The sequence below is a fragment of the Aestuariivivens insulae genome, assembly GCF_022662195.1.
Lineage (GTDB): Bacteria > Bacteroidota > Bacteroidia > Flavobacteriales > Flavobacteriaceae > Aestuariivivens > Aestuariivivens insulae.
In genome coordinates this window covers 22,477-43,511 of record NZ_JAKMCS010000024.1, presented here as the reverse complement: position 1 = coordinate 43,511, position 21,035 = coordinate 22,477, and the positions used below count along the sequence as shown (strand labels likewise).

15 protein-coding genes are annotated in these 21,035 nt (G+C 39.1%); 8 read left to right on the top strand and 7 right to left on the bottom strand.

The window, feature by feature from the left end:
* Positions 1-253 precede the first annotated feature (253 nt).
* Together MR062_RS17425 and MR062_RS17420 are read right to left on the bottom strand one after the other, a co-directional pair.
* Complete coding sequence (locus tag MR062_RS17425) at positions 254-1,480, bottom strand: FAD binding domain-containing protein (RefSeq protein ID WP_242206685.1); 1,227 nt, start codon at positions 1,478-1,480, stop codon at positions 254-256.
* An 82-nt stretch (positions 1,481-1,562) separates the two neighbouring features.
* Entirely contained in the window at positions 1,563-2,987 is a 1,425-nt protein-coding gene (locus tag MR062_RS17420) for an L-serine ammonia-lyase (protein WP_242206683.1), read from the bottom strand.
* A 464-nt stretch (positions 2,988-3,451) separates the two neighbouring features.
* On the opposite strand from MR062_RS17420, the gene dnaK reads away from it, so the two are divergent.
* The gene (gene dnaK / locus MR062_RS17415; protein WP_242206681.1) at positions 3,452-5,362 is read left to right on the top strand and encodes a molecular chaperone DnaK; all 1,911 of its coding nucleotides are present in this window, start codon (positions 3,452-3,454) and stop codon (positions 5,360-5,362) included.
* Between the two features lie 368 nt (positions 5,363-5,730).
* Here dnaK and MR062_RS17410 read toward each other — a convergent pair whose 3' ends face one another.
* The 4 genes from MR062_RS17410 to MR062_RS17395 form a co-directional block, all read right to left on the bottom strand.
* On the bottom strand, positions 5,731-6,156 hold the full coding sequence (locus tag MR062_RS17410; RefSeq protein ID WP_242206678.1) for a hypothetical protein: 426 nt from the start codon (positions 6,154-6,156) through the stop codon (positions 5,731-5,733).
* Positions 6,157-6,379: 223 nt separating this feature from the next.
* On the bottom strand, positions 6,380-6,703 hold the full coding sequence (locus MR062_RS17405; RefSeq protein WP_242206677.1) for a type II toxin-antitoxin system PemK/MazF family toxin: 324 nt from the start codon (positions 6,701-6,703) through the stop codon (positions 6,380-6,382).
* Entirely contained in the window at positions 6,694-6,939 is a 246-nt protein-coding gene (locus MR062_RS17400; protein WP_242206675.1) for an AbrB/MazE/SpoVT family DNA-binding domain-containing protein, read from the bottom strand. Before MR062_RS17400 ends, MR062_RS17405 begins: the two co-directional genes overlap by 10 nt.
* A gap of 63 nt (positions 6,940-7,002) precedes the next feature.
* The gene (locus MR062_RS17395; protein ID WP_242206674.1) at positions 7,003-7,275 is read right to left on the bottom strand and encodes a DUF4377 domain-containing protein; all 273 of its coding nucleotides are present in this window, start codon (positions 7,273-7,275) and stop codon (positions 7,003-7,005) included.
* Between the two features lie 135 nt (positions 7,276-7,410).
* Here MR062_RS17395 and MR062_RS17390 point away from each other — a divergent pair, with 135 nt between their 5' ends.
* Entirely contained in the window at positions 7,411-8,643 is a 1,233-nt protein-coding gene (locus MR062_RS17390) for a class I SAM-dependent rRNA methyltransferase (RefSeq protein WP_242206672.1), read from the top strand.
* On the opposite strand, the gene MR062_RS17385 is transcribed toward MR062_RS17390, so the two are convergent.
* Positions 8,632-9,096, bottom strand: coding sequence for an Lrp/AsnC family transcriptional regulator (locus MR062_RS17385; protein WP_242206670.1), 465 nt, complete (start codon positions 9,094-9,096; stop codon positions 8,632-8,634). The two genes, MR062_RS17390 and MR062_RS17385, sit on opposite strands and share 12 nt — an antisense overlap.
* 392 nt (positions 9,097-9,488) lie before the next feature.
* Between MR062_RS17385 and MR062_RS17380 the strand changes: the two genes are divergently transcribed.
* The 6 genes from MR062_RS17380 to eat all read left to right on the top strand — a co-directional run bounded on the left by MR062_RS17380 (position 9,489) and on the right by eat (position 21,034).
* Entirely contained in the window at positions 9,489-10,025 is a 537-nt protein-coding gene (locus tag MR062_RS17380) for an RNA polymerase sigma factor (RefSeq protein ID WP_242206668.1), read from the top strand.
* Positions 10,026-10,556: 531 nt separating this feature from the next.
* Positions 10,557-11,501 (top strand): FecR family protein, encoded by a 945-nt coding sequence (locus MR062_RS17375; protein ID WP_242206666.1) that lies wholly within the window; start codon positions 10,557-10,559, stop codon positions 11,499-11,501.
* Positions 11,502-11,573: 72 nt separating this feature from the next.
* Positions 11,574-15,011, top strand: a complete 3,438-nt coding sequence (locus tag MR062_RS17370) for a SusC/RagA family TonB-linked outer membrane protein (RefSeq protein ID WP_242206664.1) — start codon at positions 11,574-11,576, stop codon at positions 15,009-15,011.
* A 20-nt stretch (positions 15,012-15,031) separates the two neighbouring features.
* The gene (locus tag MR062_RS17365) at positions 15,032-16,513 is read left to right on the top strand and encodes a SusD/RagB family nutrient-binding outer membrane lipoprotein (protein ID WP_242206662.1); all 1,482 of its coding nucleotides are present in this window, start codon (positions 15,032-15,034) and stop codon (positions 16,511-16,513) included.
* A 235-nt stretch (positions 16,514-16,748) separates the two neighbouring features.
* Entirely contained in the window at positions 16,749-19,292 is a 2,544-nt protein-coding gene (locus MR062_RS17360; RefSeq protein WP_242206660.1) for a phosphocholine-specific phospholipase C, read from the top strand.
* 422 nt (positions 19,293-19,714) lie between these two features.
* Positions 19,715-21,034 (top strand): ethanolamine permease, encoded by a 1,320-nt coding sequence (gene eat, locus MR062_RS17355; protein WP_242206658.1) that lies wholly within the window; start codon positions 19,715-19,717, stop codon positions 21,032-21,034.
* Position 21,035: the final 1 nt, after the last annotated feature.

Genomic DNA, 21,035 nt, shown 5'->3' with positions numbered 1-21,035 from the left:
CAACTCCACTGCCTTTTGTTTAAATTCTAAAGTGTAATGTTTGGGTTTACTTCTCATAATTGCTAAGTTAATAACTAGCAAGCATATTCTCTCATCTTTATGTCCAGTCTAATATAGGAAGTCCAATAAAAAGTAAAGAAAAGTTCTGGAGAATAATAAAAAGTACTTCCTAAGTTCCATTTTACCTCTACTACTTAGTAACATTAATTTGTTCTATGGCCACCTTAGCATAGGCAATAGGGAGCCCAAACTTTTAGGGTCTCTCATAATTAAAGTTCTCGGGAAAGGAAACCGAGGCTTTCCACCATGTTTTGGTCGCTTGTTCATTGGCTTTGGCAAAGTCCAATTGTTCCCAGATAAACGCTTTTTCCATTTGTTCCCCTAAGGCCAGCAACCTTTTGCCGGTTTTAAGTTGTGCCTTGCTCCATTGTTCTAAAGCGTCGTTTAAGTTTTGGTTTTCCTTCATGCAGGTAATTAGGTCTTTGGCATTGTTATAGCCCTTAAATACACCCGAGCCCGTAAACGGTTGAACGACCATACCGGCATCGCCAATAAGACACATGCGATCTTTATAATAGCTATCAAGATCCAAGGTGTAGATAACTTGAATATAGCTGTCTTTAGTTTTATTAACTATGTTGGCGTAGTAGGAGGGAATATGTTGCGAAAGAAAACGTTTTAACCAAGACTCATTGGCCTGACTAATGCTTCCAGGTGGTAGCGTTCCAGACCTTATCTTACCGGTTTTATCGGTCATGATGTTATCCAGTTTTGCTTCGGGAATTGCAATATAGGCCGCCCAATTGAACACGCGCTCACCTTCCTTAACCGACCCGTTTTGGTCTGGTATAAAGTATACCACATTGTGCCCTGGTTCGCCTTTATAGGACAATCGTAGGATGTCATCACTCAAGGGACAAGCTATATCCATTTCCGATTCCTTTAAAAGCCCTCTCCAAAGGATATAGCCACGGTACTTTAATTTTTTTTCAGGAAACAACAGTTGGCGCCCTAAAGATTGGTAACCGTCTGCAAACAGAACCAAATCGAAATGTGCTTTGTTGCCCGAATGGGTAGTTAGTTCTACTTTTCCGTTAGGCATGGATTTAGCGTCAACAATTTTTATTCCGGCACGGTAATGTGCATTAGGGACATTGTGCCTTAACTTTTGCCAAAGTTCATTCCATTGAAAAACATTAAAATGAATAGGCATGTCCCAAGCTACCTTACCATAGGGCTCATGGGATTTGACTTTGCCTATAAATGGCATTTTGTTGATTTGGAAAAGGGCAAAATCCCCATTAATTAATCCGTCTGCCCTTATTTGCTTCATGAGTGCGGGAGTAGTACCAATACCGCCACCTCGCCCCACAAGGCTTTTGTTGGATCGCTCAAAAACGGTAACCTCATGGCCTTCCTTAAGAAGTAGGATAGCTGCCGAGCATCCAGCAATAGAACCGCCTACAATTCCAATTGTCATACTTATTTGTTTGGTGTTCTCTAAGGTAGTTAATCCTTTGGGAAACCCAAACCCATTAATTGAATTGATTTAAACGGGGTATTTAGCAATCCGTTAAATGCACCCCAACAGCCAGACCACCTTCACTGGTTTCCTTGTATTTGGTATTCATGTCCTTGGCGGTTTCCCACATGGTAGCCACGACTTTGTCTAAGGGGACTTTAACGTTGTTGGGATCGGTGTCCAGAGCCAGTTCGGCGGCATTAATGGCCTTTATGGCACCCATGGCATTACGTTCTATGCAGGGCACTTGTACCAGGCCTCCAATAGGATCGCAGGTGAGGCCCAAATGGTGTTCCATGGCAATTTCGGCGGCGACCAAGACCTGTTCTGGACTACCGCCTAAGAGCTCGCATAGGGCACCAGCGGCCATCGCCGATGATACGCCAATCTCTGCCTGGCAGCCCCCCATAGCGGCACTAATGGTAGCGCCTTTTTTAAAGATACTGCCAATTTCGCCTGCCACCAGTAAAAACTGCTTGATGTCATCGAAATTACCATCGTGGTTTTCAATAACCAAATAATACATGAGTACGGCTGGAATAACGCCGGCACTGCCATTGGTGGGTGCCGTTACCACACGGCCCAAAGCGGCGTTGACTTCATTAACCGCTAAGGCAAAGCAGCTAACCCATTTAATGATTTGCCTAAACTTCACTTCTGTATTTCTAATGGCAAAGATCCATTCCACCGGATTGTTATAGGCTGTGTCGCCTATTAAATTGTTATGAATGCTACTGGCGCGACGTTTTACGTTAAGGCCACCGGGAAGGGTGCCTTCGGTATGGCAACCTAGGTACATGCTTTCCAGCATGGTATTCCAAATACGTTTCAGTTCGATGTCTATAGCCGCTTCGGAACGAATGGATTTTTCGTTTTCCAAAACCACCTGGGAGATTGATTTATTCAACTGGCTGCAATTTCTAAGCAAATCGTTGCCCGTAGCTATGGGGTAGGGAAAGGTGCAATAGAAAATAATCTTGTTGGCCTTTGCTGTTTTTCGTTCTTCCTGTACCACAAATCCGCCACCAATGGAGTAATACACCGCATGGGACTTACGCCCGTTAATGGTTGCTGAAAACCGCATGCCATTAGCGTGAAAGGGTAAAAACTTTTTATTGAAAACAATATGGGTTTGCGGGTTGAAGGCTATTGGCCGTTCGTTATTAAAGTTTAGGGTGTTGCTGTTTTTTATTTCAGAAATGATTTTGGGTATGGTTTCGGTGGGAATGGTCTCTGGATCGGCGCCACTTAACCCCAACATAACGGCATAGTCTGTGGCATGACCTTTTCCTGTAAGCGATAGTGAGCCGTACAGATCGACACTAATGCTTTCAACGTTTTCGAAGGTGTTATTTTGTTTTAGCTCTTTTATCCAAAGTTCGGCAGCACGCCAAGGGCCAAGTGTATGCGAGCTTGAAGGGCCTACACCAATCTTTAACATATCGAAAACAGAAATACATTCCATGTTACTATATCGTTTTAGTTGCGCAAATATATATTGTTTTTTGTATCTCTGTGGTACTACTGGGGGAAAGTTTTTTTGTTTTTTGATGGGTAAATAGTTTAGATATTTCGAGTACCTCAGCCACCTATCCAGTACTGTACGTATGGGCAGGACTGCACTGTAATTAATAGACTGCACCCCGCGCAAGGGATTGAACGGTTAGACTGCGCTCACCGCAGGCTAATTGTTGGAGCTCCCGACCTAAGGCGGAGCGACTAGTGAAAGCCCGCCCGCCTGCCCTAAGGGAGGGGGTTGCGCCAAAATAATAAGAAGGGATAACTTGTGCTTACTGGGACTGCCTACTGCCTACTGAATACTGCCTACTAAATATGACACTGTGTCAGTTTACTTCTATTGGCATAAAGATTGACTTATACAATTCGAATTTAAAAACGAACATTCAACACAATAAAGTATTATATATTATGAGTAAGATTATTGGAATAGATTTAGGAACAACCAACTCTTGCGTTTCTGTGATGGAAGGAAACGATCCAGTTGTAATCCCAAATGCCGAAGGTAAGCGTACTACACCTTCTGTTATTGCATTTGTTGAGGGAGGAGAAATAAAAGTTGGTGATCCTGCTAAAAGACAGGCAGTAACTAACCCAACAAAAACGGTTTATTCTATTAAGCGTTTTATGGGGAATAAATATTCTGAGTCTAAAAAAGAAGCAGAACGCGTACCTTATAAAGTGGTTAAGGGTGATAACGATACGCCGCGCGTTGATATCGAGGGCCGTTTATACACGCCACAGGAATTATCGGCTATGATTCTTCAAAAAATGAAAAAAACAGCCGAGGATTATCTAGGTCAGGATGTGACCAGAGCGGTAATTACCGTACCGGCCTATTTTAACGATTCGCAACGTCAAGCTACTAAAGAAGCTGGTGAGATTGCTGGTTTAAAAGTAGAGCGTATCATTAACGAGCCTACTGCAGCTGCATTGGCTTATGGATTGGATAAAAAAGGAACGGACCAAAAAATAGTTGTATTCGATTTTGGTGGTGGTACCCATGACGTTTCTATATTGGAATTAGGTGATGGTGTATTTGAAGTATTGTCTACCGATGGGGATACCCATTTAGGTGGTGACGATGTGGATGAAAAAATCATCAACTGGTTGGCAGACGAGTTTAAGGCAGAAGAAAGTATGGATTTGAGAGAAGACCCTATGTCTCTTCAACGTTTAAAGGAAGCCGCTGAAAAAGCTAAAATAGAATTGTCGTCATCGACACAAACAGAAATCAACTTACCATATATCACGGCTACCGCTAGTGGGCCAAAGCACTTGGTACGTACATTAACACGTTCTAAATTTGAACAGTTAATAGACGATTTGGTAAAACGTACCATTGCTCCATGTGAGGCTGCTTTAAAAGCGGCTGGATTGAGCAAAAGCGATATTGACGAAGTGATTTTAGTAGGTGGTTCTACACGTATCCCAGCGGTACAAACTGCTGTAGAGAAATTCTTTGGGAAGGCACCAAGTAAAGGGGTTAACCCAGACGAGGTAGTATCTTTAGGAGCTGGTATACAAGGTGGTGTATTAACAGGTGATGTTAAGGACGTTTTATTATTGGATGTTACGCCATTATCGTTAGGTATCGAAACAATGGGTAATGTATTTACCAAGCTTATCGAAGCCAATACTACCATCCCAACTAAAAAATCACAGGTGTTCTCAACAGCGGCCGATAACCAGCCTTCTGTAGAAATCCATGTGTTACAGGGAGAGCGTGCTATGGCAGCCGATAACAAAACTATTGGGCGTTTCCACTTGGATGGTATTCCACCAGCAAGACGTGGTACACCTCAAATTGAAGTAACCTTCGATATTGATGCCAATGGTATTATTAAGGTATCTGCTGAAGATAAAGCTACAGGTAAAAAACAAGATATCCGTATTGAAGCTTCTTCTGGATTGACCGAAGAAGAAATCCAAAAGATGAAGGCTGATGCTGAAGCTAATGCTGAAGCTGATAAAGCTGCTGCTGAAAAAGCGCAGAAATTGAATGAAGCCGATTCTATGATTTTCCAAACGGAAAAACAATTAGAGGAGTTTGGTGATAAATTATCGGATGATAAGAAAAAACCAATCCAGGATGCTCTAGAAGAATTGAAGAAAGCTTACGAATCTAAGGATGTTGCTGTGATAGAGCCTGCTTTGGAAAAAATAAACGAAGCCTGGAAACAAGCTTCGGAAGAAATGTACAAAGCACAAGCTGAAGCACAACAAGCAGGTGGTGATGCACAACCTGGGCCAGACGCGGGTTCTAACGGACAAGCTGAAGGCAGCGATGTTGAAGACGTAGACTTCGAAGAAGTCAAGTAGCCTGTCCTGAGCAAAGCCGAAGGGTAGACTTCGAAGAAGTCAAGTAGCCTGTCCTGAGCGAAGCCGAAGGGTAGACTTCGAAGAAGTCAAGTAAGCAGAGAACCAAATCCCGAATATTATCGGGATTGTGTGAATCGCTTATCCTGAGTGTAAACGAAGGATCTTATGTGAAAGTTAGAAGTCGGAAGACTGAAGATAGAAGTAAAAAGCGCAATCCATTTGGATTGCGCTTTTTTATTGTGCCGTTTCTTTGCTTATGATTTTATACAAGGTGTTTCAAAGCGCCGATATCTTGTGAAGGATTTTCGAGTAGGTAAGAACCAAACAATTATTTTCAAATCAAAAGGACACGGCGTTGTAGTGTTGTTTTAATATTCATACAAAATATTCTTGTCTGAATTTATTAGGTTCAGTAGAACTTTGTTTCCATCTACTTCCAAATTTGAAATATCAAAAGTTAATTCTTTTGTGATATATGCTTCACATAATTCCTCATTCTTTAATGATAATCTCAGATTTCTTTGAGGTGGACTTGATTCTAGAATATTTTCTGAATCGATAAGTTTTAACACCCAAGTATCTCCACTACAACCGCCTGAACTAAAATTAATTTTTAAACAGTTACCATTAATTTCTAGACTATTTATGTTTAATTGGTCTGAGGGGGCGTTTTCGTATTGTTGAGCACTTATAATGGTTGCAAAATCACAATTGGTTGAATTTTTATTGTCATTATTGTTTGAGCAACTCAAAATCGCTATTCCAATTAAACTCAAAATCAGTATGTTTTTCATTTGATTGCATTTTTTTATTGTACCATTTCTTTACTTATAATTTTGTTCAATGTGTATTTCAAAGCACTGGCGTCTTGCGTGGGATTTTGGATCGGCCTTAGCTATGAGTAGTTGCTAGGTTTAGTGCTTAACTTTGTAAGTGTGCACCAAACTCAAAACCCGTGAGGATTTTCAGAAGTAGGCCAGAACAAGCAATTACTTATTGTTGACATTTGTACTTTCTTCAGTCCACAAAAGTTTCTTTTATCACGTCTTTGCATTTTTCAATTTCCGATTTTGTCAGACTTTCAAAAACTCGGACGATTCTTATTTTGTCAACTGTTCGAATTTGGTCAATTGCAATCATTCCCTTTTTTCCGTTATGTCTTATCGAAACTCTAGTTGGATATTTTTTCAGGTTCGTTGTCATTGGAGCAAGTACGATGGTGTTCAAATATTTATTCATTTCATTTGGCGAAACGATAACACAGGGTCTTGTCTTTTTTATTTCACTCCCAATTGTTGGGTCAAGATTCACAAGAACGATTGAATATTGCTTTAAATCCATTCCTCAAGGTTTTCATCATCGAACACATCGTTCATCAGCAACTTGTCATCTCCGTTCTCACTCATTTTCTTAAATTCCTTTTCCCAATTTTTTCTCGGTGAAGCGATAGGTTTAAGAATTATATGTCCTTTTTCAAGAATAAGTTCAACCTTGTCCTTAATGTTGTATTTTTCCAAAATAGTTTTGCTCAAACGAAGCCCTTTTGAATTTCCGATTTTGATTATTGATGTTTCCATAATTTCTTAAATGTTATTACAAAGTAAATACATTTTGTTGAAATGTCAAAATTCGTTCCGTATTCATGCCAACTTTGTTATAATCACACTTATTTTATAGATATAACCTTCTTCATATTGTTCATCAAAGCCCTCTATGGCGTCATAAAACAATGACCAATCATTTTCTTCTATAATGTTGTTTTCTTGAATTCTATAACAAGTTTGAATTGCTTCTCCAGTGCAATCTACTCGATGGGAATCAACCCAGAGCAAACCAATAACTACAGAATCATCACTATAGCAAGAAGCGATTAAGGAAATAATGAATAGCGAGAAGAATTTAATAACTTTCATCTGTTCTTTTTTCTAAGGATGAACGAATCTATAAATGGTTGCGTTTTTTTATTGTTTAGTATCATTTCGAATGATTCCGAAGAATAAGGCATGGTACCGAGAAGTTTTGTAATTTCGAAGCTCGTTTAAAAAGCTATGATATTTTCATCTAAATTAAAGTCAACTTACCAGCCCAAACGTTTGGCCGTTAAATTAAATGCCAAAGGCGAGCAGTTTGTATGGCAAGGGCACCCTTGGGTGTTTTCCAATAACATCACTAAAATTAATGATGATGCCCATACGGGGGACTTGGCCATTATCTTCAGTAAAAATAAAAATAAGGTTATTGGCTTGGGGTTGTACGATGCCAAATCGCCCATTAGAATAAAAATGCTGCATAGCGGTATTGAAAAAGTGGAAATCAATAACGCATTTTTTCAAAACAAAATAAACGAGGCATTTCAAAAAAGGGAAGCACTATTGCAGACGCACACCAATAGTTACAGGTTGTTGTTTGGGGAAAATGATGGTTTCCCAGGCCTTATAGCCGATGTCTATGCTTCGGTTTTGGTCGTGAAATTATATTCAGAGATATGGTTGCCGTATTTGGAAGCTATACTCCCCAATTTACAGCAGATTACAAAGGCCGAAACGGTTGTAATTCGATTAAGTAGGGGGCTGGAGCAATCTAAAGCCCACCAACTTAACAATGGGGAAGTGGTCTATGGAACTTTGGACAATGAGGTGGTTGAATTTGTTGAACACGGTGTTAAGTTTTCGGCCAATGTTATAAAGGGCCATAAAACGGGCTATTTTTTAGACCATCGTGCCAACAGAAAGCAAGTAGGCGAGTGGAGCAAGGGTAAGACCGTATTGGATGTGTTTTCCTATGCAGGCGGATTTTCGGTCCATGCCTTATATAATGGTGCCAAGGCAGTAACCAGTTTAGATATAAGCCTGCAAGCATTGGAGATAGCGCTAGAAAATGGAAAACTAAACCATTATACAGGGCAACACCAAACCATAGCAGGGGATGCTTTCGAGGCATTAAAAAGCTTAATAGCCAATAACGAGACTTTTGATGTTGTGGTTATAGATCCACCGAGTTTCGCAAAACAAGCCAGTGAAATTGAACTGGCCAAAAAAAAGTACGCCCAATTGGCTGTATTGGGCGAACAACTTACAGCGCCCAATGGCTTGTTGGTGTTGGCTTCTTGTTCGTCTAGGGTCACTTCTCAGGCTTTTTTCGATATTAACGGTCAAACTTTATTAGAAACCCAACGGCCATATAAAGTCATTCTTAAAACAGGGCATGATATCGATCACCCAGTTACTTTTCCCGAAGGCGCTTATTTAAAGTGTGGGTATTACCGATTTTTAGATAAATAACGGTAAGCTAGTGGTATTGACTACTTCCTTCATAACAAAATGACTTTCCATGTGCTTGACATTTTTTAAGGCTCCCAGTTTTTTAAAGTTGAATTCATGGTAATGATCGATATCGCGAGCGTATACTTTTAGCTGAAAGTCGAATGTTCCGGTAATATGAAGACATTCCACAATCTCTGGTATCTTTTTTACTTCATTCATAAACATAAGAGCATCTTCCCCAGAATGTTTATCTATACGGACCGATACCAAAACCATAACATTAAGCCCTAACTTTTTCCTGTTTAATAAGTACACCTTTTTTCTAAGCAGAGATAGTGCATTTAGCTTTTTTATACGTTCGTAAACAGGTGTTACAGAGAGGTTTGTGATGGCAGCAATTGCCTTGTTGCTTATGTTGGCATCCTCTTGCAATAGATTTAGGATTGTTAAATCTTTTTTATCCAATTTCATGTTCTAGTAATTTTTATCTATAAAAAATGTATTCGCAATAATAAACAAAAAAATAATACTGTTTTTGTTTTGTTTGCTATATTTTTTTATCGAAATCAAGTGTATGTTAGATGTTTGTAGTTGAAAAAATGTATTTTACGGTAGTTTTTTACTAAAAAAATAAGCGAAATATTTGTGTGCTGTGGTACGATTCACCCAGCACACTATTTTGAATAGTTGGCGCTATTGCTAAAGCGCTGTGATGATTGGTATGGCATAAATGTCATTACATTTTGTGGGAGAGTTGGAATAGGTAATCGTTTTTTAAAATATACTTTACAATAAGATAATACAAGGTGTGATGCAAAAAATAGGAAAGAAAATATTTTTGTAATGAACAAAAAGAAATGATTTTGGAATCGGATAGTAAATTAGTAAAAGCAATCAAACAGGGAGATACTACAGCTTTTAATACGTTGTATAGCAAATACTGGGAACGTTTGTTTTCTTTTGTTTATGGTTTGTCAAAATCGGAAGTACTATCAAAGGATATTGTTCAAGATGTATTTATTTCTTTTTGGGAGCGACGCGGAACGCTCAAGGTTGTTAATGTTGAAGCCTATTTGTTTCAAAGTGTGAAATTTGCCTTCTTTCAGGCTTACAAAAAGAAAAAGTTCAACACAGAAACATTGCATGCAGCGTTTGAAAACCATTTAATTGACCATGTATCCCAAGCCGATCAGGACGTGGTGCATTCGTTAATGCACTGTATAGAAGCCTTGCCTCAACGTAGAAAGGAAATCCTGTACTTGAGAAAATTTCAAGATTTCTCGATTAAGGAAATAGCATTAGAATTGAATATTTCAAATCAAACCGTTAAAAATCAAATGGGACTGGCCCTAAAACAGTTAAAGGAGTCATTAAAAAAGGTCGCATTAACCTTTTTTTAATTAGAAGACTGCCATTCTCAATACCTAATTTTTCTATCCTATTGAATATCGGTAATCCGTCATAAAAGTAAATTCTATGTCAGGTCGAGCCTTTCGGCTTAAGTTTATCCTGAGCGTGGTCGAAGGACTCAAGATAAACTAAAGTCGAGACCTTATTTTTAATAAGTTAAGTTTAATAACCTCTCGACTTGCTTAGCAAGGTGCTTTCAAAGAAAATATATTTTCTTTTCAACCAATGCTCGAGGTTGACAGTGCTTTATAACAAATTGCGGACAATCAGTATATCATAATAAAAAGTTTTAAAGGTTTTTATTTTCTTCTAAAATATTTCTTGTTAGCACGTATTTATTTAATGCCTAAAAAAAAATAACATTTTACAATGGTACTTTTTTTCATTTCTCACACTTATAGGTGAAACCGATATGATTAATACAATCTTTAAGCATACAGATTAATGATTGTTTAATAAACAAACGGAGGTTACATGTGACCAAAAAGACAATAATAAAAACACATGAAAGAAACTTGTAAATGAAGCGAAAGGACACACATATATTTGAGTTGCTGGTTGACAAATATTTAGATGGCACCATAACGCCCGAAGAAGAACAACTTTTATTGGGCTTTTTAGATAGCTATAAAAATAAAGGTCTTTGGGATTTAAAGTTAGGAAACAAACATGAAGTAAAGGATGCCATAGAACTATCCATTAAAAATAGATTAACAAATTCAAAGTCAGGATACAGAACATATTATTTGTTGGTAGCATCCATTATTCTACTAGTTGGTTTCTTTTGGGCTTTTAAATGGCAGGGTGGTATTGTAAATAGTATGCAGGTTGTGGTTACTACCCAAGCCCATCAGGATTCACTTTTGCTGGCAGACGGCAGTACGGTATATCTTAACAGATACACCACCTTTAAATATCCCAAGGCATTTAACGGTAAACTACGTGAGGTAGAACTTGAAGAAGGAAGTGCCTTTTTTAAGGTAGCTCGAGATGAATCCAAACCATTTATTGTTAAAACTGGAGTTTTAAAAACTAAGGTATTGGGAACCTCATTTAATATAATTAATAAGGACACTTTGGTAAATGTAAGTGTGTCTACGGGAAAAGTTGGCGTATGTGTTGGAGACCAGTTCATTAACTTGTTACCAAACGAGCAAGCCCATTGGACGTCCAATGGCAGTATTGTAAAAAGTAAAGGCAATGCCCATTTGTATGATAACTGGATTCTGAAGACCATAGAATTTGATGATGTGTCGTTAGATGAGTTATCTACACTATTTGAATTGCGCTTTGGATATACCTTTCATTTCACACAACCCGAATTGAAAGATCGTCATGTTAGAATATCCATTCTTAAAACAGATACCGTTGAAAGTTTAGTAAAGAAATTGAATTATATAACCGATGTAAAATTTAAAATAAGCAACAACTATGAAATAGAAATTACTCCTAACCAATCAATGTAAATCAGGCCTGCTGGCACAGGCCTGAATAATCAAAGCATTAAATGACAACAATTAAAAATCACATTCAATACTATGAAATTTTATAAACAAAAAAATAGAATACTAACTTTACTGGTATTTCTTATAAGTGCATTACTTTATGCCAGTCCCAATACCGGATTAAAAATTTCCTCAAAAATAAGCATTAATGTTAATAGAGCTACATTAAACGACGTATTTTCTATCCTAGAGGATAAATCGGCACTCCATTTTAATTATGGTAGCGATATTTTAAACGATACCAGAACATTTGATTTTCAGTATGTAAATAAAGACGTTAAAACGATTTTAGAGGATATAGCGTTAAAAGCAAAAATTGCATACAGCATTTCGGGAGAAACCGTTCTTATCAAAAAAGAAGCAAATACTAAAACCAAACAACAAGCACTAAAAGTTACCGGACAAGTCGTATCTGCAGTAGATGGAGAACCCTTGCCTGGCGCTTCAATCATTGAAAAAGGCACAAGTAATGGCGTTTCTACCGATTTTGATGGTAATTTTAGTATTACGGTCTCTGGATTGGATGCCGTACTGTTAATTACCTATGTAGGTTTTGTGGCCCAGGAAGTTAAAGTGCCTGCTAATGGAAATTTAAAGGTTGCCATGTCTGAGAACATGCAAGGTTTGGATGAAGTTATCGTAACGGCACTTGGCATTACCCGTGAAGAAAAGAAGGTAGGGTATGCTACCCAAGGCATTGAAACGACAACTATAGAGGAGGTAAAAGCTCCTAATGTTGGAAGCTTGTTTTCTGGTCAGGTGGCCGGTTTAACCGTAACCAACCCTACGGGATTGTTTCAGTCGCCATCTTTTTCCTTAAGGGGTAAAGAACCATTAATAGTTATCGATGGAATTCCGGTGGACACGGATTTTTATGATGTGTCGTCCAACGATATAGCCGACATTAATGTATTAAAAGGAACAACAGCCTCCGCTTTATATGGATCGCGAGGTAGGAATGGGGCTATTCTTATTAGTACCAAGAATGCCAAAGCAGAAGGTTTAGAAGTAACATTGTCGCATAGCACCTTATTTTCGGCCGGTTTTACAGTATATCCAGAATACCAGACCGAGTATGGTAACGGTTCTAATGGAAAATACGAATTCTGGGATGGCCAGGACGGCGGGATTTCCGATGGGGATATGATTTGGGGACCAAAATTCGAACCTGGGGTTATGATTCCCCAATGGAACAGTCCGATATACGACAACCAAACGGGAGAAACTATTCCTTGGTGGGGTGATGTTTCGGGAACACAATACGACGATAAATCGCGCTATTCAAGGGTGCCCATTCCATGGGAGCGTCATGATAACCTTAGGGAATTTATGGAGTTGGGTTATATTTCAAGTACCGATTTTGCGATATCCCATAAAGGGGAAAAAGGATCTTTCCGCATATCGGGTATGTTTACCGACCAAAAGGATAGAGTGCCTAATGCTAGTCTTAAAACAGGAAGCTTAAGTTTTAAGGCCACAACCTTTTTAACGGATAAACTAACCTTAAACAGTAAGTTGGCATACAATAAAGTGTACTCGCCAAATTACCCCAGACATGGTTATGGGCCTAAAAACCACATGTATACCATTTTAGTATGGATGGGTGATGATGTTAACGGAGAGGATCAAAGAAGGCACTTATACATACCAGGGCAGGAGGGCTACCGACAAGCCAACTGGAACTATGCCTGGTATAATAACCCGTATTTTGCGGCCTATGAGTTAAATCAGAAATACGATTCCGATGTTATAAACTCACAATTAAAGTTAAACTATGCCTTAACCGATGACTTAAAACTTCAGGCACGGGGTTCGGCAGTTATAAAGGATAACTTTGAAGATAGAGAAAGCCCTAAAACCTATCTTAACTATGGCGATCCAAGGGAAGGTGATTACAAAACATGGAACAGAAACTGGACCACGATCGATTTGGATGTTTTAGCAAGCTATGATAAATCCATTAACGATAATTTAGGCATCAATATAAATGCCGGTGCGTCTACGTACTATCATAAGTTTCAGGAAGAGTATAATGCCACAGACGGGTTGATCGTACCATTTGTCTATAGCCTTAATAATACCCAGCGTAATGTAAAAGCCACTACTTTGTTAAGGAAAAAGGCAACAAATAGTGTGTATGCTACCCTGGGTATAGATTTGTTCGATGCGGTCTTCTTAAACTTTGCAGCCAGAAATGACTGGTCATCAACCTTACCGGTGGAAAACAGATCCTATTTTTACCCTTCATTCTCTGCAAGTACTTTAGTATCTAATTTAATAGAAATGCCAAAGGCTATAGATTTCCTAAAAGTTTATGGTTCTTGGGCAGAGGTTTCCAGTGATTTGGATCCCTATCAAATATCGTCCTATTATGATAATGATGGCAATTTTGGAGGGTTAACAAAACTTACTTACCCAGAAGGTATAATAAACCCTAATATTCAACCGGAGAATTCAACATCGTACGAATTAGGGTTAGATGCTTCACTTTTGAAAGGTAGGCTTAAATTTAACTTCACCTACTATAATGTAGTAGACACCAACCAAATTATAGATTTACCAACCTCTATAGCCTCAGGGTTTGAAGATAGAAAAGTGAATGGTAATGAATATACAACAAATGGTTATGAGGTTGTCGTGGGGGCCATTCCGGTGCAAACAGCAGATTTTAAGTGGAGCGTAACGGCCAACTGGAGTAAGTTTGAGAAAAAGATCACCGAAATATATGGCGGGCAAGAGCGATTTAAAGACCTGTTCCTGAACGACAGGGCCGATAGTTATTATGCTACGGTTTGGCAAAAGGCTCCGGACGGACAACTCATACTGAATAGTAACGGATTGCCTATAAAAGATAATTTCAAACAGCTATTGGGTCATAAACTGCCAGATTGGCGATTGGGACTTCAAAATAGCTTTAGGTATAAAAAACTAAGTCTGGATATTGGAATAGATGGTTCTTGGGGAGGCGTAATGCGATCGCTTTCTGTAGAAAAAATGTGGTGGGGAGGTAAACACCCCAATTCAACAGAATATCGTGATGCAGAATATGCGGCCGGTCAGCCAGTATATGTGCCAGAAGGTGTTAATATAGTTAGCGGAGAATTGGTACAGGATGTAAACGGTAATGTGGTTTCAGATACACGTGTATTTGCTCCTCATACCACAGCTGTAAGCTGGCAAACATGGAGCCAGAACTACCCCTATAGAGCACAGGTAACAACCCAAGAAAATAAAAAGTTTGCCAATGTATTCGACCGTAGCTTTTTCAAATTACGTTCTGTGACATTTAAATATGATCTTACCGAGGTACTAAACATCAAAGGGGTTAAGCATATAGATGCAGTTTTAAATGGATACAATCTTTTAGTGTGGAAAAAAGCAGAAATTATCGATCCAGACTTTGGAGATGATAATAACCTTCAGGATCCGTCTACAAGATATCTTGGAATGGGGTTAAACGTGAAATTTTAATCAAATAAAAAATTAAGAAAATGAAAATATTAATAAAGTTCTTTGTACTGGTGCTATTGGTCTCATTAAGTGCATGTAGCGATTTAACCAGTATTAATGAGAACCCGAATAATGTAAGTGAAACACATCCACAGTTGTTATTGACAGAAATAGCGCATAGTGCATTTAGTGTTCAAGGTCGAGGTGCTATGTATGCTTCCAGGATGATCGTTCAAACCGATGGGGAAAATGCAGAACAGTATTATAGATGGAACCGAGGCAGTTTTGGAGATTACAACAGTCTGCGTGATGTTACCAAAATGATGGAAGAGGCCGAACGTATCGATAGCGATGTTTATAGAGCTATAGCCAAATTTTTTAGAGCCTATTATTTTTACGAGCTAACCTTAACCTTTGGTGATATTCCTTATACTGAAGCACTTCAAGGAGAGGAAGCCGAATTGTACACGCCTAAGTACGATAGCCAAAAAGATGTGTTTATAGGGATTTTGGATGAATTAGAAGCAGCTAATACATTATTGGAAAGTAATAACGAGCTTATTGCAGGAGACATTATTTACGGCGGTAATCCAGCAAAATGGAGAAAGTTGATTAACTCGTTCAGATTAAAAGTGTTGATTTCATTGTCGAAGAAGGAAAGTGATTCAGAACTAAATGTAAAATCTACTTTTGCTTCAATTTTTAATAACCAACCCATCTTTGGATCCAATTCAGATAACGGACAATTGGTATTTGTCGATCAGGATGGTAGCCGCTACAGCGAGTTTAATTCCAGTAGTTATGGATCTGGACTCTACATGGATTCCACCTTCATTAAGCGATTGCAAGACAGAAAGGATCCCAGATTGTTCCTTTTTTGTTCGCAAACAAGAAATGCCAAAGAAGGTGGTCTGGCCGAAGATGATTTTGATGCTTATGAAGGTGGTGATCCCTTAGCGCCTTATGCCGAAGTTAACGATAAAGCAGCGCAAGGAGATGCTTCAAAAGTAAACTTACGTTATACCACCGATCCTACTACCGAACCCCATAACTTGCTTAGTTATACAGAGGTTGAGTTTATTTTGGCAGAGGCTGCATTAAGAGGATGGATAAGTTCTGATGCTAAAATGCATTATGAAAACGGTGTTAAAGCCTCTTTTGAATTTTATAATGCCTATGCAAAAGGCTATGAAAGTTATGTTACACAAGCTGCTGCTGATACCTATTTGATGGAAGGTATGGTTAATTTTGATAATGCGTTGACTGCCGAAACCCAACTGGAACTTATTATGACGCAAAAATATTTTACCTCGTTCTTGCAATCTGGATGGCGTATGTATTTCGATCAATTAAGAACAGGGTATCCCTATTTTGAACATAATGCAGGAGAAACACCACCAACACGTTGGATCTATCCTCAAAGCGAGTATGTGCAAAATGCGGAAAATGTTTCGGCGGCCATTACCAGTCAGTTTGGCAGTGGTAACGATAAAATTCGTGAAATACCATGGTGGTTGCAATAAGCAATACTAAAGAGGACCATTAAAGGACTTATTTAGATTGATATAATGACAAGATTATTTTTAAATGGTTGAGTTAAGTTAGTTTTTTTTCAATTTTGATGAGCAGGGGTGGGGAGTTTGACTTTACCACCTTTGCTTTTTTGATTTCATGGATGGGAGGTTGTGCAAGAAGGGAATCTTTTGATGATTTAGAATTATATCAGACATTAATTTTAGACAAATATTAATAGATAAAATGAGTACAAGAAGAGATTTTTTAAAACAGGCCGGACTGTTAACCGGAGGTTTGGGGGTCGTTGGTAGTTTACCAGCCTCCGTTCAAAGGGCATTATCCATCGATCCAGAAGAGGGCAGCACCTTCGAGGATGCAGAACATGTAGTTTTACTGATGCAGGAAAATAGGTCATTCGACCATTGCTTTGGAACCCTTAAAGGGGTAAGGGGCTTTAACGATCCCCGTGCCATAACCCTACCTAATAAGAATCCAGTTTGGTTACAGGAGAATAAACAAGGTGAGACCTATGTGCCTTTCCGCTTAAATATGAAGGAGACCCGGGCAACCTGGATGGGCGGCCTGCCACATTCCTGGGAGGACCAAGTTGATGCACGTAACAATGGCAAATATGATCAATGGCTGGAGGCTAAAAGAGCTGGTGGCGACTATAAGGACATGCCCCTAACCTTAGGATATTACAATAGAGAGGATATTCCCTTTTATTATGCTTTTGCCGATGCCTTTACGGTCTTCGACCAGCATTTTTGCTCCAGTTTAACGGGAACGACATCCAACAGACATTTTTTCTGGTCAGGGACAATTAGGGAAACCCCTACGTCTACACCTTGCGTGCGTAATTCAGAGAGTTATTACAATAGCGAAGCTAAATGGAAGTCCTTTCCAGAGCGCCTGGAAGAAAATGGTATTTCCTGGCGGGTCTATCAAAATGAGATTAGCCTTCAAACCGAGTTGAAGGATGAAGATGCCTCCTTATTAGCCAATTTCACGGACAACAACTTGGAATGGTTCGCCCAGTTTAATGTACGCTTCAGTAAAAGCCATCAAAGCTTTTTGAAAAAGCGTTTTACCGAACTACCCGACGAGATCAGTGCATTGGAACGTAAGATTAAAGAATTGCCCAAGCAATCTGTACAGAAGTTACAAAACCAGCTAGAACAAAAAAAGAAGCAACTCATAAAGATAAAAAGGGAACTGGATATATGGAGTTCAGAGAACTATGAAAAGCTCAGTGCCTTCCAAAAGAACCTTCATGAAAATGCATTTACAACCAATAGAAATGATCCCCATTATCATGAAACGGAAACACTTACCTTCGATGATAATGGCGAAGAGCGTACCTTAAAAATCCCTAAAGGCGACATACTGCATCAGTTTAGGGAAGATGTTAGTAAAGGGAAACTACCAACCGTATCGTGGCTGGTAGCCCCACAAAAGTTCTCCGATCACCCTAGTGCTCCATGGTTTGGTGCCTGGTATGTATCAGAGGTTTTGGATATTTTAACCAGTAATCCCGAAGTATGGAAAAAGACAATATTCATTCTTACCTACGACGAGAATGACGGGTATTTCGACCATGTACCGCCTTTTGTAGCTCCAAACCCTAAACAGACTCAAAAGGTTTCAAAAGGGATAGAAACCATATCAGAGTATGTAACCATGGAAGAAGAACTTAAAAAGCAAGGTATGAAGCCAGAAAATGCAAGAGAGAGTGCGGTAGGATTGGGCTATAGAGTCCCTATGGTAGTAGCTTCCCCCTGGACCCGCGGGGGATGGGTAAACTCCGAAGTATGTGATCTTACATCACCATTACAGTTTATGGAAACCTTTATAGCCAAGAAAACAGGAAAGTCCATTAAGGAGACTAACATAAGCAGTTGGCGCCGTGCCATAACCAGCGACCTTACCTCGGCTTTTCGTCCATTCGATTCATCGGCCTTTAACTTTGCTGAATTTATCGACAGGAGTCCGTTTGTACAGGACATTTATAAAGCAAGCTTTAAGGCGCCGCCGTCAAACTTTAAACCCTTAACCGCGGAAGAGATAAACGCCGCGCGATCTGGAAAATTAGAACTGCCATTTATGCCAGAGCAAGAACCCGGTATTAAGGATGCCTGTGCCTTACCATACGAATTGTATATAGAGGATGGGATAGATAGGAGCAAGGGCATTTTCAAGCTGTCCTTTCAGGCCGCAACCACTGTTTTTGGAGATCGATCGTCTGGTGCCCCATTTAATGTTTATGCTCCAGGAAATTATCTACAGGAGGACGCATTGGGGTTAAAGCGTTTTCAACCAGTAAAAAACTGGTCTTATGCCGTGGAGGCCGGAGAGCAGGTCACCGATGCCTGGTATTTAAATCATTTTGAAGGCGAACACTACCATTTGCGTGTTTATGGATCCAATGGCTTCTACAGGGAATATAAAGGAAACGCAACCGACCCAGAACTAAAAGTGTTATGCCATTATGAAAAGACAGGACGTTTTTTAAAGAAGCTTTCAGGTAATGTAGAGCTGGAAATCTCCAATAATTCCCAATCAGATTACAGAATCGAGCTAACCGACCATGCTTATAACAATCCAAAGTCTGGTCATGTGATAGTTAAAGGCGAAACGATCCGTATCGTATTACCATCGAACGAGAGTTATGGCTGGTATGATTTTTCAGTAAAAGTAGATGGTGTGGATCATTACGAAAGGCGTTTTGCAGGTCGGGTCGAAACAGGTAAGGCCTCTAAAACAGATCCGTTTATGGGAAGAGTGTAGCCCCTAATTTAAACAGGAGTACGGTACGAGGTTGGCAAAAGTTTATGCATAATCCTAACCTTGGTAATACCATAATACTGTTGTGATAATAAAGCACTATCTATTCCGGTAGTGCTTTATTATTAAGTAAAGTAAGAAGACTTACACGAATAAAACGATGCAGTACTTTAGGAAGGATATTATAGCGCAGTAGATTTAGACTATGAAAAAAGATATCATAAAGTCAATTAGATTAATAATACTGTTAATTGTGTTTTTAGTATATTTTTTTTCTAAAATCATAAAGTTTGTAGTTTTATAAAATTGAATTATTATAAATTACAACAATTTTAAACCAAATCATGTAGGTGGTTACTTAGGTATGTATAGCTTTAATTCAGTATCTTAATTTATATAAATGAGTAAACATAAATATATATAGTATGAGTGAAGATAAATTAAAAAAGGTACTTAGCCCACTAATGTTATGGGGCTTAGGGGTAGGTTACGTTATATCTGGAATGTATTTTGGATGGAATTTGGGGTTGGCCGAAGGCGGTACCTACGGCTTGGCCATAGCCACCTTTTTTGTTATCATCATGTATGTCACATTTACATTTAGTTATACTGAAATGGCATGCGCCATACCTAAGGCAGGTGGAGCTTTTGAATATGCCAATAAGGGCCTAGGTAAACATCTGGGGTTTATAGCGGGAATAGCACAGAACATAGAGTTTGTATTTGCACCACCGGCTATCGCTGCTGCTATAGGAGCCTATTTAAACCTGTTATATCCTTCAATAGATCTTATGGTATTTGCCATAGGCGCCTATATAATTTTTACGGGGATCAATATTTTGGGAGTGAAACTGGCGGCTTCATTTGAGTTGGTTATCACTGTTTTAGCGGTGATAGAGCTTTTAATTTTTGCAGGGGTGGCGCTTCCCGAATTTGAGCTTAATAATTTGCAATTAAACCCCATGCCAAATGGTGTGTCGGGAATATTTGCAGCCATACCCTTCGCTATATGGTTTTTTCTGGCTATAGAAGGGGTGGCCAATGTGGCAGAAGAAGCCATAAATCCACAACGCAGTGTGCTTATTGGGTTTGGTTCAGCTATTTTAACCCTGGTTATCTTGTGTTTGCTCACTTTTGTCTCAGCCGTTGGTGTGGCAGGATGGGAAGCCGTTGTGTATCCTGTTGGAAGTACCGTAGCCTCAGACTCCCCATTACCATTGGCGTTGTCAAAAATTATTAACAGCGGACATGTGCTGTATAAATTGTTGATAGGGATAGGACTTTTAGGCCTGGTAGCCTCCTTTCACGGTATCATTTTGGCAGGAGGAAGGGCCACCTTCGAATTTGGACGCGTGGGTTATGCACCAAAGATATTGGGAAAAGTACATCACCGTTTTAAAACACCAGCAAATTCACTTATAGTAAATATGTTGGTTGGCATTGTCGCTTTGGCAACAGGGAAAACAAGTGAGATCATTACAATCGCTTGTTTTGGGGCATTAGCACTCTATATCGTTTCTATGCTTTCCTTTTTTGCATTGCGAAAGAAACAACCAGAAATGGAACGTCCCTTTAAAGTACCAATGTATCCTTCATTTCCGTTAATAGCACTAATTATAGCTACAATAGCATTGGTTTCGATGAGCTATTACAATCCTATCACTGCATTGGTATTCATATCAATAGTAGGATTGTCTTATTTATACTTTTTAGTATTTCTGAATAAAGAATATGAGATTAAATAAC

What these genes read in the sequence shown, in the direction of transcription:
- MR062_RS17370 (WP_242206664.1), top strand. Translation starts at nt 11,574, where the DNA reads ATGAAATTTTATAAACAAAAAAATAGAATACTAACTTTACTGGTATTT.
- MR062_RS17425 (WP_242206685.1), bottom strand. Translation starts at nt 1,480, where the DNA reads ATGACAATTGGAATTGTAGGCGGTTCTATTGCTGGATGCTCGGCAGCT.
- MR062_RS17390 (WP_242206672.1), top strand. Translation starts at nt 7,411, where the DNA reads ATGATATTTTCATCTAAATTAAAGTCAACTTACCAGCCCAAACGTTTG.
- MR062_RS17385 (WP_242206670.1), bottom strand. Translation starts at nt 9,096, where the DNA reads ATGAAATTGGATAAAAAAGATTTAACAATCCTAAATCTATTGCAAGAG.
- MR062_RS17410 (WP_242206678.1), bottom strand. Translation starts at nt 6,156, where the DNA reads ATGAAAAACATACTGATTTTGAGTTTAATTGGAATAGCGATTTTGAGT.
- MR062_RS17400 (WP_242206675.1), bottom strand. Translation starts at nt 6,939, where the DNA reads ATGGAAACATCAATAATCAAAATCGGAAATTCAAAAGGGCTTCGTTTG.
- MR062_RS17375 (WP_242206666.1), top strand. Translation starts at nt 10,557, where the DNA reads ATGAAGCGAAAGGACACACATATATTTGAGTTGCTGGTTGACAAATAT.
- MR062_RS17360 (WP_242206660.1), top strand. Translation starts at nt 16,749, where the DNA reads ATGAGTACAAGAAGAGATTTTTTAAAACAGGCCGGACTGTTAACCGGA.
- dnaK (WP_242206681.1), top strand. Translation starts at nt 3,452, where the DNA reads ATGAGTAAGATTATTGGAATAGATTTAGGAACAACCAACTCTTGCGTT.
- MR062_RS17395 (WP_242206674.1), bottom strand. Translation starts at nt 7,275, where the DNA reads ATGAAAGTTATTAAATTCTTCTCGCTATTCATTATTTCCTTAATCGCT.
- MR062_RS17405 (WP_242206677.1), bottom strand. Translation starts at nt 6,703, where the DNA reads ATGGATTTAAAGCAATATTCAATCGTTCTTGTGAATCTTGACCCAACA.
- MR062_RS17365 (WP_242206662.1), top strand. Translation starts at nt 15,032, where the DNA reads ATGAAAATATTAATAAAGTTCTTTGTACTGGTGCTATTGGTCTCATTA.
- eat (WP_242206658.1), top strand. Translation starts at nt 19,715, where the DNA reads ATGAGTGAAGATAAATTAAAAAAGGTACTTAGCCCACTAATGTTATGG.
- MR062_RS17420 (WP_242206683.1), bottom strand. Translation starts at nt 2,987, where the DNA reads ATGGAATGTATTTCTGTTTTCGATATGTTAAAGATTGGTGTAGGCCCT.